Annotated in this window: 18 protein-coding genes; 14 read left to right on the forward strand and 4 right to left on the reverse strand. The window is 72.5% G+C overall.

The window, feature by feature from the left end; all coding sequences use genetic code 11:
* The first annotated feature begins 210 nt into the window (after positions 1–210).
* Both GB864_RS06680 and GB864_RS06685 read left to right on the forward strand, forming a co-directional pair.
* The gene (locus tag GB864_RS06680) at positions 211–369 is read left to right on the forward strand and encodes a hypothetical protein (RefSeq protein WP_160423572.1); all 159 of its coding nucleotides are present in this window, start codon (positions 211–213) and stop codon (positions 367–369) included.
* A 487-nt stretch (positions 370–856) separates the two neighbouring features.
* The gene (locus tag GB864_RS06685; RefSeq protein WP_160423573.1) at positions 857–1315 is read left to right on the forward strand and encodes a pilus assembly protein TadG-related protein; all 459 of its coding nucleotides are present in this window, start codon (positions 857–859) and stop codon (positions 1313–1315) included.
* Between the two features lie 27 nt (positions 1316–1342).
* Here the strand turns inward: GB864_RS06685 and GB864_RS06690 are convergent, their stop codons facing one another.
* The gene (locus GB864_RS06690; protein WP_160423574.1) at positions 1343–1651 is read right to left on the reverse strand and encodes a hypothetical protein; all 309 of its coding nucleotides are present in this window, start codon (positions 1649–1651) and stop codon (positions 1343–1345) included.
* Entirely contained in the window at positions 1648–2295 is a 648-nt protein-coding gene (locus GB864_RS06695) for a MarR family winged helix-turn-helix transcriptional regulator (protein WP_236778941.1), read from the reverse strand. The genes GB864_RS06690 and GB864_RS06695 overlap by 4 nt, the downstream gene beginning before the upstream one ends.
* Before the next feature lie 117 nt (positions 2296–2412).
* On the opposite strand from GB864_RS06695, the gene idi reads away from it, so the two are divergent.
* The 12 genes from idi (at position 2413) to GB864_RS06755 (ending at position 13099) form a co-directional block, all read left to right on the forward strand.
* Complete coding sequence (gene idi / locus GB864_RS06700; protein WP_160423575.1) at positions 2413–3006, forward strand: isopentenyl-diphosphate Delta-isomerase; 594 nt, start codon at positions 2413–2415, stop codon at positions 3004–3006.
* Complete coding sequence (locus tag GB864_RS06705) at positions 3003–4097, forward strand: polyprenyl synthetase family protein (protein WP_160423576.1); 1095 nt, start codon at positions 3003–3005, stop codon at positions 4095–4097. Before idi ends, GB864_RS06705 begins: the two co-directional genes overlap by 4 nt.
* A complete protein-coding gene (locus GB864_RS06710; protein ID WP_160423577.1) occupies positions 4094–5035 on the forward strand; it encodes a phytoene/squalene synthase family protein in 942 nt (313 codons plus the stop codon). Before GB864_RS06705 ends, GB864_RS06710 begins: the two co-directional genes overlap by 4 nt.
* Entirely contained in the window at positions 5032–6702 is a 1671-nt protein-coding gene (gene crtI, locus GB864_RS06715) for a phytoene desaturase family protein (RefSeq protein WP_160423578.1), read from the forward strand. The genes GB864_RS06710 and crtI overlap by 4 nt, the downstream gene beginning before the upstream one ends.
* Positions 6699–7070, forward strand: a complete 372-nt coding sequence (locus GB864_RS06720; protein ID WP_160423579.1) for a lycopene cyclase domain-containing protein — start codon at positions 6699–6701, stop codon at positions 7068–7070. Before crtI ends, GB864_RS06720 begins: the two co-directional genes overlap by 4 nt.
* Positions 7067–7441 (forward strand): lycopene cyclase domain-containing protein, encoded by a 375-nt coding sequence (locus GB864_RS06725; protein ID WP_160423580.1) that lies wholly within the window; start codon positions 7067–7069, stop codon positions 7439–7441. Before GB864_RS06720 ends, GB864_RS06725 begins: the two co-directional genes overlap by 4 nt.
* Positions 7438–8325, forward strand: coding sequence for a prenyltransferase (locus tag GB864_RS06730; RefSeq protein ID WP_160423581.1), 888 nt, complete (start codon positions 7438–7440; stop codon positions 8323–8325). The genes GB864_RS06725 and GB864_RS06730 overlap by 4 nt, the downstream gene beginning before the upstream one ends.
* Positions 8326–8383: 58 nt before the next feature.
* A complete protein-coding gene (gene prfB / locus GB864_RS06735) occupies positions 8384–9499 on the forward strand; it encodes a peptide chain release factor 2 (protein ID WP_160423582.1) in 1116 nt (371 codons plus the stop codon).
* A 209-nt stretch (positions 9500–9708) separates the two neighbouring features.
* A complete protein-coding gene (gene ftsE / locus GB864_RS06740; protein ID WP_160423583.1) occupies positions 9709–10851 on the forward strand; it encodes a cell division ATP-binding protein FtsE in 1143 nt (380 codons plus the stop codon).
* On the forward strand, positions 10848–11762 hold the full coding sequence (gene ftsX / locus GB864_RS06745) for a permease-like cell division protein FtsX (RefSeq protein WP_160423584.1): 915 nt from the start codon (positions 10848–10850) through the stop codon (positions 11760–11762). Before ftsE ends, ftsX begins: the two co-directional genes overlap by 4 nt.
* 118 nt (positions 11763–11880) lie before the next feature.
* Positions 11881–12360: an SsrA-binding protein SmpB gene (gene smpB, locus GB864_RS06750; RefSeq protein ID WP_160423609.1), complete on the forward strand. Its 480-nt coding sequence runs from the start codon at positions 11881–11883 to the stop codon at positions 12358–12360.
* 4 nt (positions 12361–12364) lie between these two features.
* On the forward strand, positions 12365–13099 hold the full coding sequence (locus tag GB864_RS06755; protein ID WP_202107029.1) for a tyrosine-protein phosphatase: 735 nt from the start codon (positions 12365–12367) through the stop codon (positions 13097–13099).
* A gap of 53 nt (positions 13100–13152) precedes the next feature.
* On the opposite strand, the gene GB864_RS06760 is transcribed toward GB864_RS06755, so the two are convergent.
* Entirely contained in the window at positions 13153–13815 is a 663-nt protein-coding gene (locus GB864_RS06760) for an SIMPL domain-containing protein (protein ID WP_160423585.1), read from the reverse strand.
* A gap of 29 nt (positions 13816–13844) precedes the next feature.
* On the reverse strand, positions 13845–15134 hold the full coding sequence (locus GB864_RS06765) for a glycosyltransferase family 4 protein (protein ID WP_160423586.1): 1290 nt from the start codon (positions 15132–15134) through the stop codon (positions 13845–13847).
* Between the last annotated feature and the right edge of the window lie 13 nt (positions 15135–15147).

Genomic DNA, 15147 nt, shown 5'->3' on the forward strand with positions numbered 1-15147 from the left:
CTTCCTCGACATCCGCGCGCCGGAGCCAGCCCTGCAGCGTCATCGGGTGGATCCCGAAGCCCTTCGCGACCTGCTCGATCGTGACACCGGACTCACGATTACGGGCGACGCGCACGACGTCATCACGGAACTCGGACGGGTAAGGCTTGGGCACGGAAACATCCTTCCAGGCTCACCCTGAAGGCAAGCCAACTCAGATGTCACCTACCCGTGCAGCAGACCCCGGCGCTCCACATCGTCGGCCCGACGGCCGTTCGCGAGGCGATGTCCGAGGCGCTCGAGAACAGGGGCGACATGGAGTTGTTCGAGGAGGCCAGGCGCCGTGTGGTCGTCGCCATGAAGAAGGCCCTCGATATTCCGCGGAGCTGAGGCTCAGCTACGCGTGTGTGAACCTCTATCGAGGTCAGCCGGTCGTCGACCGCCTTGTCGCTTCCGCAAATAGCCTCTACGAGCTCCGTCGGTTTCGCCTCGATGCGGTCGACAGCGTCGCGAAAGGTCGCGCCCGAGTTGCTCTGGAACTGGTGCTCAACGGCCTCTGGCGGCGCTTGATCGCGCCCTTCTGGATGATGCCGACGACCGAAAGGGCCAGGTGAGCACAGTGAGTACGATCACGCAGCCGACGAGGACCTGCGGCCAAGTCAGACGCCGGCCTCGATCCCGAGGCGCTGCCCGTCGAGTTCGACTGCAACGGCGACTGCCGGGCCTCCGGCACGCGCGTCCGCGTCAGCGTCGAGACGGTGGTGCCGCTCGCCGGCGTGCCCGCGGTGCTCGGCCTCGATCAGGCGCTCGCGGTGCCGGTACGGGGCACGGCGACGCAGACGATGTCGCGGTTCGGAGCCGGCCGATGAGCCCACGGATGCTCCGCGCCGCGGCTGCCCTCCGCCGCGGTCGTGACGAGGAGACGGGCTCGACACTGCCGCTGATGCTCGGCTACGGGGTGCTCGCCCTCGTGCTGGTGCTCATCGTCGTCGCGGTGACGTCGCTGCAGCTCGAGCGCAAGCGCCTGCTGACCCTCGCCGACGGCGCCGCGCTCGCCGCGGCCGAGTCGTTCGAGGCGTCCGACCTCGTCGTCGGCGTCGACGGTGCAGGCTCGCCCGCCCTCGACGACACCGCCGTGCGCGCGGCCGCGGCCGACTACCTCGCCGACGCCGACCACGGTCTCCACGCGGTGCGGATCGTGGTGGCGGACTCGCCCGACGGCGCGTCGGCGCGCATCCGCCTCTCGGCGGTCTGGCACGCGCCGTTCACGAACGGGTGGATCCCCGTGTCCGCGCACCTCGAGGTCGAGACGGAGGCGCGGAGCATCCTGCACTGACGCCGGCTCGGCGTCGCCGAGGCCGAGTCAGCCGAAGAGGATCGCGAGGGTCGTGCCGAGGGTTGCGACGCCGAGGGCGATGATCGCCACGATCGAGACGGCGCGGAGCATCTGGCTGCGGTACGGGTGCAGCGGGCCGTCGTCGTCCTCGTCGTCCTCCGGAGGCATCGCGTAGTCGCGCGGGCCGGAGCCGGTCGGCGCGGCCGGGCGGGTGCGGCGCTCGCTCTCGGCGAGCTGCGAGTTCAGCACGTCGAAGTCGCGGCCGCCGCCGTCGGCGGCTTCGAGCGCGCGGATGCGTTCGGCGATCTCGCGATCGCTGAGTTCGGGTTCGCTCACGGTCGGGGGCCTCCTGTCGCGGGGGAGTCGGGCGATGCGGTCGGGGGGACGGCCGGGATGGGCAGCGGAATGGCGCCGGTGAGGGCGTCGGCCGGGCCGGGCTCGGGTTCGATGCCGGAGAGGTCGCCGAGGAAGCGCGTCACGACGTCGCGCTCGGCGGAGGTGAGGCGGGCGGCCGCGGCGAAGCGTCGGGCGTGCGTGCGGCCGACGGTGTCGCGCACCTGCTCGTGGGTCGACTGCGTGATCGTGATGGCGAGCGCGCGGCGGTCGCTCGGGTGCGGCGCGCGCGCGATGTGGCCGGCGTACTCGAGCCGGTCGAGCAGCTTCGTGGTGGCCGCCGACGAGATGCCGAGGTGCTCGGTGATCATGCCGGGGGTCACGAGGCGGCCCTGCCCCTTCGCGGCGACGAGGAAGCGCAGCGCCTTCATGTCGGACTCGTTGAGCTGCATGTGGTCGCGGGACTCGAGCATGAGCCGCTGCTCGTGCTCGCGCCAGGTCCGGATGGCCGTCAGGAGCAGCACGATCTCCGCGATCTCGTCGTCGGACAGCGCCGCGTAGTCGACGACCTCCTGGCCCGGATCGATCACTCTCGGGTCGAGCATGGCGTCGCCGACGCGGCGCGATTGAGTGCGCTCGTCCACCATGTCCGACAGTGTAGTCGCGTCGAAAAATGCATGCTAACTTGCTATCTCACTCAGTTAGTGAATGTCCACGATCCCGTCCGAACGAGGGACGGGCGACGACGAAGCGAGGAGTCCGCGATGCACGAACTTCACGATGACGGAGCCGACCAGGTCGTGCTGCTCGACGCCGACGGCGAGCCGATCGGGGTGGCCCGCAAGTCCGAGATCCACGGTGCCGAGACGCCGCTGCACCTGGCCTTCTCGTGCCACGTGCTCGACGACGAGGGGCGCGTGCTCGTCACGCGGCGCTCGCTCGAGAAGCAGGCCTGGCCCGGCGTCTGGACGAACTCCTTCTGCGGGCATCCGCGCCCCGCCGAGCCGATCCCCGCGGCCGTGCGCCGTCACGCCGATCACGAACTCGGGCTCGTGCTCACCGGCCTCGAGCTCGCCGTGCCGCTCTTCCGCTACCGCGCCGTCGACGCCGCGGGCATCGTCGAGCACGAGGTCTGCCCCGTCTACCTCGCCCGCGCAGCCGGCCCCGTCGTGCCGAACCCGGCCGAGGTCGTCGAGCACGTCTGGGCCGACCCGGTGCAGCTCGGCGAGGCGATCCGCCGCACGCCGTGGGCGTTCAGCCCGTGGCTCGTGCTCCAGGCTGAGCTCCTCCCGTTCCTCGGCGGCACCGGGCGCCGCGTGGACCCGACCGCAGCGCGGCTCGAGGCGGTGAGCGCGTGACCCTGCTCGCACCCGCGCCCCGCACGCTGACAGGTGCGGCCGAAACGATCGAGGTCGACCTCGTCGCCGTGCTCGACCGGCTCGAGCGCTGGTTCGACGAGCGAACGCCGCATGCCGGCGCGGCCGGTCCCGCCGTCACCTCCCTCTGGGCGGCCGCCCGCCTCGAGACCCGCGGCGGCAAGAAGCTGCGGCCCCGGCTCGTGCTCGCCGCCTTCCACGGACTCGGCGGCGGCGCGTCGCACCGGGCGGCCGCGATCGAGACCGCCGCCGCCTACGAACTGCTGCACACCGCCTTCCTCCTGCACGACGACGTCATCGACGGCGACACCGTGCGGCGCGGGCGGCCGAACCTCGTCGGGCGGCTCGCCGAGGAGGCATCCGAGGGCACCGACGCGGCGGGCGCCGAGCGCTGGGGCCGTGCCGCCGCGATCCTCGCCGGCGACCTCCTGCTGCACGGGGCGCAGCATCTCATCGCCCGACTCGATCTCGATGCGGCCCGACGCATCCGCCTGCTGGACGCGCTCGACGAGTGCGTCCGCACGACGGCTGCGGGGGAGGCGAGCGACGTCGCCTTCGAAACGGGCGCGGAAATGCCCTCCCTCGCAGCCTCCCTCCGGATGGCCGAGCAGAAGACGGCCGTCTACACGTTCGAGGCGCCGCTGGTCGCCGGGGCCGTGCTCGCCGGGGCCGGCCACGACGCCGTCGCGGCGCTCGCCGACTACGGCCGCGACGTCGGCACGGCGTTCCAGCTCCGCGACGACCTGCTCGGCGTCTTCGGCGACGAGCGGGCCACGGGCAAGAGCACGCTCGCCGACCTCGCGAGCGGCAAGTCGACGCCGCTCGTCGCGTGGGCGCGCGAGCACGCCGGCGACGAACTGGATGCCGTGCTCGCGACGCCCGGCTTCGGCCCGGTCGAGGCGGCCCGCGCCCGGAGCATCCTCGAAGGTTCGGGCGCCCGCACGCACGTCGAGGAGCGGATCGACCGCCTCATCGCCGGTGCGCGAGAGCGACTCCGCGACGGCGAGCTGCCGGGCGAGCTCGTCGCCTCCCTCGGGCGCATCGCCCGCGAAGCGGGGGAGCGCGCGGCATGAGCGTCATCCAGTTGCACGAGACGCCCGCCACGACGGGCCTCGACCTCTACACGCGCACCGCCGAGCAGAGCGCGGCCGCCGTCATCGCCGGCTACTCGACGTCGTTCGGGCTCGCGACGAAACTGCTCGCGCCGCCGCTGCGGCCCCACATCCGCAACGTCTACGGACTGGTCCGCGTCGCCGACGAGATCGTCGACGGGGCGGCCGCGGCGGCCGGACTCGAGCCCTGGGAGATCCGGGGCCGGCTCGACGAGTTCGAGGCGGAGACGAACCGAGCCGTCGCGACGGGCTTCAGCACGAACCCGATCGTGCACGCGTTCGCCGTCACCGCCCGCGCCCACGGCATCGACCGACGGCTCACCGCGCCGTTCTTCGCCTCCATGCGCGCCGACCTCGAACTCGAGGCGCCGACCGACGCCGAGTACCGCGAGTACATCCACGGCTCCGCCGAGGTCGTCGGGCTCATGTGCCTCGCCGTCTTCCTCGGCGAGCGCGACGCGGACGGGCGCAAGCCCGCCGCTCCGGATGCCGCGACGCGGGAGATCCTCGAATCCGGGGCGATCCGCCTCGGGGCGGCGTTCCAGAAGGTCAACTTCCTCCGCGACCTCGCCGCCGACCGCGAACTGCTCGGCCGCCGCTACCTGCCGAGCGCCGACGAGTCCTGCCCGGCCGCCGAGGCATCCTTCGGCGAAGCCGACAAGGCCGCGTGCCTCGCCGAGATCGACGCCGACCTCGCCGCGGCCGCCGCGGCGATCCCGTTGCTGCCCAAGGGGAGCCGCACGGCCGTCGCGACGGCGCACGGGCTCTTCGCCGCGCTGGCCGACCGGCTGCGCGGAACGAGCGCCGACGAACTGCTCCAGCGCCGCGTCCGCGTCGGCGCGGCCGGCAAGGTCGCGGTGCTCGCCAAGGCCCGACTCGCACCGGGAGGCTCGCGATGATCGAACCCGCCACCCAGCGCGCCGTCGTCATCGGCGGCGGCATCTCGGGCCTCGCGTCGGCGGCGCTGCTCGCGCGCGAGGGCTACGAGGTCACGGTGCTCGAGCAGAACGACACGGTCGGCGGCCGCGCGGGCAGCTGGGCGGCCGACGGCTTCCGCTTCGACACCGGGCCGTCGTGGTACCTCATGCCCGAGGTGTTCGACCACTTCTTCCGCCTGCTCGGTTCGTCCGCCGACGAGGAGCTCGACCTCCGCACGCTCGAACCCGGCTACCGCGTGTACTCCGAGGGGCAGGCGCCGGTCGACCTGCACGCCGAGCGCGAGCGCAACGAGGCCGTGTTCGAGGAGATCGAGCCGGGGGCGGGCGCCGCGCTGTCGGACTACCTCGATTCCGCCGCCGAGACCGAACGGCTCGCGCGCGCCCACTTCCTCTCGTCGACGCACGAGTCGCTGCGCCCGCTCGTCGACCCCGCGGTGCTGCGCCGCCTCCCGCGGCTGCTGCGCCTCCTCTTCCAGCCGCTCGACTCGTTCATCGGCTCGCGCTTCCGCGACCTGCGCCTGCGCCAGATCCTCGGCTACCCGGCGGTGTTCCTCGGCACCTCGCCGTACCGCGCCCCGTCGATGTACCACCTCATGAGCGCGCTCGACCTCGACCAGGGCGTGCGCTACCCCATGGGCGGCTTCGCCGAGGTCATCGCGGCCGTCGAACGGCACGCGACGCGCGAGGGCGCGAAGATCCGCACCGGCGCGCGCGCCGTCGCGATCGAGATGGCGGATGCCCGGGCGGATGCCCGCCGCGGGGTGCGCGCCCGAGTGAGCGGCGTGCGCTGGGCCGACGTGTTCGGCGTCGAGCACGTCGAACCGGCCGACGTCGTCGTCGCCGCCTGCGACCTCAACCTGGTCGCCGAACGACTGCTGCCGCCGGAGCTGGCCGAGCGCCGCCCGGCGGCCCGAGCGCGCCGGGTTTCGGGCCCCGGTGCCGTCCTGGTGCTCCTCGGCGTGAAGGGGGGTGCGCCCGAGCTGGCGCACCACACGCTGCTGTTCGCACGGGACTGGGAGGCCGGGTTCCGGCGGATCTTCGACGCCCCCACGGCGGTTCCGGATCCGGCCTCCCTCTACATCTGCAAGCCGAGCGCGACCGACCCGTCCGTCGCGCCGGAGGGGCACGAGAACCTGTTCGTGCTCGTCCCCGTGCCGGCCGACCCGTCGATCGGGGCGGGCGGTCGCGACGGCGACGGCGACCCCGCCGTCGAGGCGGTCGCCGACCGGGCGATCGCCCAGATCGCGGAGTGGGCCGGCATCCCGGACCTCGCCGAACGGGTGGTGCTGCGCCGCACGATCGGACCGGCCGACTTCGAGCGCGACTTCGGCTCGACCGACGGCAGCGCCCTCGGCCCCGCGCACACGCTCGCGCAGAGTGCGTTCTTCCGCGGCCGCACCGCCTCCCGGCGCGTCGACGGCCTGCTGTTCGCGGGCGGCGACGCCGTGCCGGGCATCGGGCTGCCGATGTGCCTCATCAGCGCCGAGCTCGTCGTGAAATCGCTGCGCGGCGACACCTCGGCCGAACCCCTGACCGCGCCGCTGCCGGTGCCGGCGTTCTCGCCCGAGGCCGCGGCGGTGCGGGAGCAGGAACCGGCCGGCGTCCGAGGCGATGGGGTGGCGCGGTGAGCTTCCTCTACCTCGCGTGCCTGCTCGTCGTCATCGCGTGCTTCGCCCTCATCGACGTGCGGTTCCGGCTCGTCGTGCCGCCGCATCCGGTCGCGGCCATCGCGACGATCGCGATCGGCACCGTGTTCTTCGTGCTCTGGGACGTCGCGGGCATCCTCGCCGGCGTCTTCGGCATCGGCGACAGCGCGTACCTCTCGGGCATCCGGCTCGCACCCGAGTTCCCCCTCGAGGAGATCGGGTTCCTCGTCGGGCTCTGCTACCTCTGCCTCCTCGCCGTCGCGGGCGCCGAACGTCTGCTCGCCCTCGGCGGGCGGACCCCCCGGCACCGCGCCGCGACCGAGCCCGTCGCGCAGGAGGCCCGACGATGACGGGCATCCTCATCTCGCTGCCGTTCCTCGCGATCGCCGCGATCGTCTTCGCGCTCGAGCGGTGGCGCGACCGGCGCCTGCGACCCGAGGATGCCGCGCGCCGCCGCCGTCGCGCGACCGCGATCCTCCTCGCCGCGCTCGCGCTCGTCGTGCTCACGACCGTCTTCGACTCCCTCATGGTCGCCGCGGCGCTCACCGACTACCGGCCCGAGGCCGTCACCGGGCTGCGCCTCTGGCTCGCGCCGATCGAGGACTTCCTCTACCCGATCGCCGGGGTGCTGCTGCTGCCGGCCGTGTTCGACCTGCTGCGGCGCCGCGCCCCCGCCGTCGCCGTCGACGTCGCCGAGAGCGCATCGGGGGAGCGAGGATGACCGCGCTCGCCGCCCACCGGCCCTCGCTCGCGGCCGCCCTGCTCATCAGCAGCCGGCCGATCAGCTGGATCAACACGGCCTTCCCGTTCGCGGCCGCCTACCTGCTGACGACCGGACGCATCGACGCCGTGCTCGTCGTCGGCACCGTGTTCTTCCTCGTGCCCTACAACCTTGCGATGTACGGCATCAACGACGTCTTCGACTACGCCTCCGACCTCGCCAACCCGCGCAAGGGCGGCGTCGAGGGCGCACTGCTCGACCCGAGCCGGCACCGCGCGGTGCTCTGGATCTCGGCGCTCGTCTGCCTGCCGTTCCTCGTGTTCCTGGTCGCGGTGGGCGGCCCGGCCGCCTGGATCGCGCTCGCCGTCGTGTGCTTCGACGTCGTCGCCTACTCGGCGCCCGGCCTCCGCTTCAAGGAGCGCCCGTTCCTCGACTCCGTCTCCTCGAGCATCCACTTCGTCGGCCCCGCCGTCGTGGGCCTCGCGCTCGCCGGGGCGAGCCCGACGTGGCCGCTCGTCGCCCTGTTGTCGGCCTTCTTCCTCTGGGGCGTCGCCGCCCACGCGTTCGGCGCCGTGCAGGACGTCGAACCCGACCGCGGGGCGGGCATCGGCTCCATCGCGACGGTGCTCGGGGCGCGCGCCACGGTGCGCTTCGCGATCGGATGCTGGATCGCGGCGGGCATCCTCATGCTCGCCACCGAGTGGCCCGGGCCGCTCGCCGCGCTCCTCGTGCTGCCCTACCTCGTCGCGGTCTGGCCGTACCGGAGCGTGAGCGACGCCGACTCCGGCCGCGCGAACCGCGGCTGGCGGGCGTTCATCGCCATCAACTACGCCGTCGGCTTCCTCGTCACGATGCTGCTGATCTGGTGGGCGCTCGTGCGCTGAGGCGCCGGACGCCGCGCACAGCGCGGTCACGGCCCGCCCCGGTAGGCTGGAGGACGCCATGATCAATCTGGACATCTCCGGCGAACTCGCCGAACTGCGATCCACTTTCAACGACATCCGCGCCGTCGTCGACGTCGACAAGCTCGAGCGCGAGATCGCGGAGCTCAGCGAGCAGGCCGGTGCGCCAGACCTGTGGGACGACCCCGCGGCCGCCCAGAAGGTCACGAGCGCCCTCAGCCACCACCAGGCCGACCTCAAGCGCGTCCTGGACGTGGAGTCCCGTCTCGACGACCTCGACGTGCTCGTCGAGCTCGCGCTCGAGATGGACGACGAGGACTCCGCGGAGGAGGCGCGCACCGAGCTCGCCGCCCTCACCGAGACCATCGGCCAGCTCGAGGTGCAGACGCTCCTCGACGGCGAGTACGACCCGCGGGGCGCGGTCGTCACCATCCGCTCCGGCGCCGGCGGCGACGACGCCACCGACTTCGCCGAGATGCTCATGCGCATGTACCTGCGCTGGGCCGAGCGCCACAAGTACCCCGTCAAGGTCATGGACACCTCCTACGCGGAGGGCGCCGGCATCAAGTCGGCCACGTTCGAGGTCGACGTGCCCTACGCCTACGGCACGCTCTCGGTCGAGGCCGGCACGCACCGCCTCGCGCGCATCAGCCCCTTCGGCTCCGCCGACAAGCGCCAGACCTCGTTCGCCGCGGTCGAGGTCATCCCGGTGATGGAGGAGGCCGTCGAGGTCGACATCCCCGAGAACGACATCCGCGTCGACGTGTTCCGCTCCTCCGGCCCCGGCGGCCAGTCGGTCAACACGACCGACTCCGCCGTGCGCCTCACGCACATCCCGTCGGGCATCGTCGTCTCGATGCAGAACGAGAAGTCGCAGATCCAGAACCGCGCGGCCGCCATGCGCGTCCTCCAGACGCGACTCCTGCTCCTGAAGAAGGAAGAGGAAGCGGCGAAGAAGAAGGAGCTCGCCGGCACCATCACCGCGAGCTGGGGCGACCAGATGCGCTCCTACTTCCTCTACGGACAGCAGCTCGTCAAGGACCTGCGCACCGGTTACGAGGTCGGCAACCCGGCCGTCGTCTTCGACGGCGACCTCGACGGCCTCATCGCCGCGGGCATCCGCTGGCGCAAGCAGCAGCAGGCCGAAGCGAGCTAAGCGCCGGTCGGCACTTCCTCGCGGGCCGGTGCGACGTTTCGTGCGGCGTCGGACCCGCGGCCCGCGGCTACCGTGCGGGTGCGGCATCCGGCGGATTCATGGCCGGAACATAGCAGCGCCCGGCGAATCGCCGATGAACTCTCGGGGCTTCCGGCACCGTCGCGCGTCGGTCGTGACGAATGCGCGACACCTGCATATCCTCGAACGCGATGATCCGCTTCGAGTCCGTCTCCAAGTCCTACCCCGGCCAGAAACTTCCGGCCCTCGACGGGGTGGACGTCGAGATCCGCCGCGGAGAGTTCGTCTTCCTCGTCGGCGCCTCGGGCTCGGGCAAGTCCAGCTTCCTCCGGCTCATCCTCAAGGAGGAGCGGCCCACGACGGGCGAGGTCTTCGTGCTGGGCCAGGAGCTCGCGAAGGTGTCGAGCCGCAAGGTGCCGTACTTCCGGCGCGCGATCGGCGTGGTCTTCCAGGACTTCCGGCTGCTGCAGGGCAAGACGGTCTACGACAACGTCGCGTTCTCGCTGCGCGTCATCGGCAAGTCGCGGGGGTTCATCCGGTCCGCGGTACCCGAGACGCTGAAGCTCGTCGGGCTCGAAGGCAAGGAGAAGCGGATGCCGGGCGAGCTCTCCGGCGGCGAGCAGCAGCGCGTGGCCATCGCGCGCGCGATCGTCAACAAGCCCGCGATCCTGCTCGCCGACGAGCCCACGGGCAACCTCGACCCCGTCACGAGCGCGGGCATCATGGCCCTGCTCGCCCGCATCAACGAGGGCGGCACGACGATCGTCATGGCCACCCACGAGGCCGGCATCGTCAACGAGATGCGCCGCCGCGTCATCGAGCTCTCCGCGGGCGAGGTCGTGCGCGACGAGGCGCACGCCGGGTACCACCCGGACGCCGTCGACGCGCTCTCCGCCGCCGCGATCGCGGGCGACGAGTCGGCCGAGGCCGCCGTGCCGGACCCCGACGAGGAGGCCGAGGTCGACGAGGAGTCGACGGCCGCGGTCGAGTCGGTCGCGACCGGCGAGATCCCCGTCGCCGCGATCCCCGTCCCCGTTCCCGCCGCGGCCGCACCGAAGGTCGAGGCGATCGACCTCCGTGAAGCGCCGCCGCTCTACGTCGAGCCGGAGGCCACCGACGACGTCACCGAGGAGGCCGCCCGCATCACGCAGGCGGCGACCGCGGCCGTGCCGATCCAGCATCCGTCGACGGGCGCCACGCCCGCCATCCCCGCAGCCGCCGAGGCCGTGCCCGAACTGCCCGAGCACCTGACGCTCGCCGAACGGCTCGGCCTGCGCGCGCCGGGCGGCTCGAAACCCGGCGACGACGAGCAGGAAGTCGGTCCCACCCGATGAGATTCGCCCTGGTCCTCCAGGAGGCCGCCGGAGGCCTCCGCCGCAACGTCTCGATGGTCGTCGCCGTCGTGCTCGTCACGTTCGTCTCGCTGACCTTCGTCGGCACCGCCGCGCTGCTGCAGCTGCAGATCGACGCCATGAAGACGTACTGGTACGACCGCGCGCAGGTCGCCGTCTACCTCTGTACCGACTACTCGCAGGTCGTCGGCTGCGAGGCCGGCGAGGTGACGGAGGAGCAGCGCGCCGCCGTCGAGGGCATCCTCGAGTCGGACACGCTCGCCCCGTACGTCGACGAGTACTACTTCGAGGACCACGACGCGGCCTACGAGAAGTTCCAGGACCAGTTCGCCGGCACGCCCGCCGCCGAGTACGTCACGCCGGACGTGCTCAACGAGACGTTCTGGGTGCGCCTGACCGACCCGTCGGAGTCCGACGTGCTCGTCGAGGCGTTCGCCGGGCAGGCGGGCGTCGAGTCCGTCGTCGACCAGCAGCGCTACCTCGACCAGATCTTCTCGGTGCTCAACGCCTCGAGCTACACGGCCGTCGCCATCGCGGCCGTCATGCTCGTCGCCGCCGTGCTGCTCATCGCGACGACCATCCGGCTCTCGGCGTACTCGCGGCGCAAGGAGCTCGCGATCATGCGGCTCGTCGGCGCCTCGAACCGGTTCATCCAGACGCCGTTCATCCTCGAGGGCGTGTTCGCGGCGCTGCTCGGCTCGCTGCTCGCGGGAGCCGCGGTCGTCGGCGTCGTGCAGTTCTTCGTGCAGGGCTACCTCGCCGAACGCCTGGCGCTCACGAGCTTCGTCGATCTCTCGGATGCGCTGCTCGTCGTGCCGCTCCTCGTCGCCGTCGGCATCGTGCTCGCCGGCATCTCGGCCGCGATCGCGATCGCCCGCTACCTGCGCGTCTGAGCCGCCCGGACGCCTTCGGGCCGCGGGGCGAGGTGCCCGCGCGCGTCGGGTAGACTGAACGGCTCGCCCGGCCTGGCCGGGCGATCGCCATGATCATCGGATGCAGAAGGAGCGCGCCGTGCCGAAGGAACGCGGATCGAAGGTCGTCGCGACCAACCGCAAGGCGCGTCACGACTACCTCATCGAGGACACCTACGAGGCGGGCATGGTGCTCACCGGCACCGAGGTGAAGTCGCTGCGCGAGGGGCGCGCGTCGCTCGTCGACGGCTACGCCTTCATCGACGAGCGCGGCGAGATGTGGCTCGACGCGGTGCACATCCCCGAGTACACCGAGGGCACGTGGAACAACCACGCGCCGCGCCGCAAGCGCAAGCTGCTCCTGCACCGCCAGGAGATCGTGAAGATCAGCCACCGCACCAAGGACGGCGGCTACACCCTCATCCCGCTGCAGATCTACTTCAGCGAGGGCCGCGCCAAGGTCGAGCTCGCCGTCGCCAAGGGCAAGCGCGAGTACGACAAGCGCCAGGCGCTCCGCGAGAAGCAGGACAAGCGCGAGGCCGACCGCGCGATCTCGAGCCGCCGCCACCTCGGGGAGTGAGCCGGTGAGCCGCGCGCGTCGCATCCCCGTGCCCGGCACGGTGAACTTCCGCGACCCGGGCGGCTACGACGCCGAGGGCGGCCGCATCCGCGCGGGCGTGCTCTTCCGCTCCGACGGGCTGCACTCGCTCGGCGAGGACGGCCGCGCCGAGCTCGCCGGACTCGGCGTCGGTACCGTCGTCGACCTCCGCGACGGCTACGAGGTCGACCTCATGCCCGACGACGTCGCCGGCCTCGGCCTCGACGAGGTGAAGCTGCCGATCTTCGAGGGCTCCGGCGCTTCGCAGCAGGGCGCCGGCATCATCACGCTCGAGGCGCTCTACGCCCGCATGGTCACGAAGCACGCCGGTCTCGTCGTCGAGGGCGTGCGCCGAGTCGCGGACGGCGGCGGGCGGGCGACGCTCGTGCACTGCACCGCCGGCAAGGACCGCACGGGCGTCGTCGTCGCGATGTCGCTGCTCGCGGTCGGCGTGCCGCACACGCTGGTCGTCGAGGACTACGCGATCTCCGAGGAGAACCTCGCGGGCACCTGGCTCGACACCATGGTCGCCCGCATCGGCGAGCGCGGCGTGCCCGACAGCCCCGCGCTGCGCACCCTCATGGGCGGCAGCCCGCCCGAGGCGATCGAGTCCGCGATCGCGCTGGTCGAGGCCGAGCACGGCTCGGTGCGCGACTGGCTGCTCGCGCACGGCCTCGCCGAGGCGGAGTTCGCCCGGCTGCGCGACGTGCTCGTCGAATAGGGGGCAGCGCGGGCGGAATCGGCGGCGCGGGCGGATCGGCCGAACCGGAACGCTCAGCGGGCGCGGAAGCGCAGTTCGACGCGGGCCTCCACGTCGACGTCGGCCGGTTCGAGGGTCGGCACGGTTCCGCCGTCGCCGGAACCGACGGCCATCGCGGACGCCAGCCGCATCGGCACGGCTCCCGCGTGCGGGTCCTCCGAGAGCTCCACCGGCATGACCGAGTCGAGCTCCAGCGCGTCGGCGTAGACCCGCGCCTTCGCGACCGCGTCGGCGACCGCGCCCCGGCGCACCTCCTCGACGAGCTCGGCGTACGCGCGCTCGTCCAGCGCCCAGTCCACGCCGCCGACGTTCACGCCGTCGAGGACGACGGCCCGTGCGAGCCACTCGCCGAGCGCGCCGAAGTCGGAGAACGTCGCCGACAGCGAGGCCGAAGCCCGATACACGAGCGCGAGCCGCTCGCCGTCGCGGTTCCAGGGGCGGTCGGCCGTCACCACGACGTTCTCGGCCGACCAGCGGATGAGCGGCGAGTCGGCGACGACCGCCAGTGACCGGAGTTCCGCCGCGAGCGCGCCGTGGGTGCGCAGCGCCGCCTCGACGGCCGGTTCGCGGTCCGGTCCATCGACCGACACGATCACCGACACCGTGCCCTGCGTCGGCGGCCGACGCCCGTGCGCGCGACCGTCGACGCTGATCAGGACCTCGCGGGGATCTGGCATGCGTGCACCCTACCCCCGGGCGGTGCTCGTCAGCCGCTCGTCACCGCCCGCTCGGGCAGCACCCCGTCGAAGAGCCGGTCGAAGACGTTGAGCCGATCGAACTGGAGCGCCCACTCGCGGGCCGCCACCGCCCGCCGCTCGCGCTCCGCGCGGGGCATCCCGAGCACGGCCTCGTCGATCGCCGCGGCGATCGCGTCGGGGTCGCCGACGGGCACGATCATCGCGTGGTCGCCGACGGCCTCGCCGACGCCGCCGGCGAGGGTCGTGATGACCGGGCCGCCGCCCGCGAGCATCTTCTCAGCGAGGGCGATGCCGAAGGTCTCGACGAACTCGGGCTTCGGCTTCGTCGGGAGTGCGTAGACGGCGCATCCGGCCATGAGCTTCGGCTTCTCGGCGTCGTCGACGTCGTCGAGGAAGCGGATGCGGTCGGCGACGGGGGAGGCGGCCGCCTGCGCCCGGAGGTTGTCGGCCTCGGGGCCGCGACCGGCGATGACCAGCTGGAGTCCCTCGTGGGCCTTCGAGCGCTCGAACCCGACGATGAGGTCGTCGACGCCCTTCGCGTTCTGGAGGCGCGAGAGGAAGAGCACGTAGCCGTCGCGCACGAGCCCGCGGGCGGCGAGCGTCTCCTCGATGTCCTCGTCCGCGAGACCGAGGTACTGGGAGGTGTCGATCGCGGGGTAGGAGACGCGGATGCGCCGCTCCGCCTGCTCCGCGAACGCCGTGCCGTGCCGCACGTCGATCTCGGCCGCGGCCTCGACGATGAGCTGCCGCGTGTACTCGCTCACGGCGACGCAGTGGTCCTGCGAGAGGTAGCTCGAGAGCACGTGGGCGGCGGCGCCGAACCGATCGGCGTCGAGACAGGACTTCACGACGTTCGTGACGTCGGATCCGACGGCCTCGGCGATCGTCGTGACGTTGACCGGCAGGCCCGTGGCCCACGCCGTGCGCACGGCCTCGGCGACTGCCGTCGTGTGGGGGCTGAGGTAGAGCGAGAGGCACACCGTCGGCACGCCGTCGGTGAAGAGCTCGACGAGCCGTCCGACGATGCCCGCGGTGTAGCGGCCGTCCGGCACCTTGTAATCGCCGACCGGTTCCGGCCGCTCGACGAAGATGCCCTCGCTGTAGGGCAGGAGGTGGTCGAGGGGCTTCAACGGCAGGCCGCTGGTCTCGAGGCGTTCGATGGGCCAGGTCACGATGCGCACCTCGTCGAAGCCGCGCTGCAGCGCGGCCTCCGCGAGGTTGCGGCCTTCGACCGAGTGCCCGCAGATGACGGGGTCGGCTCGGTTGACGATGACGAGTCGGTTGCGTGGTGCGCTCATGGCGGTCTCCTTC

Source organism: Agromyces seonyuensis, from assembly GCF_009789225.1.
In the GTDB taxonomy this organism is placed as follows: domain Bacteria; phylum Actinomycetota; class Actinomycetes; order Actinomycetales; family Microbacteriaceae; genus Agromyces; species Agromyces seonyuensis.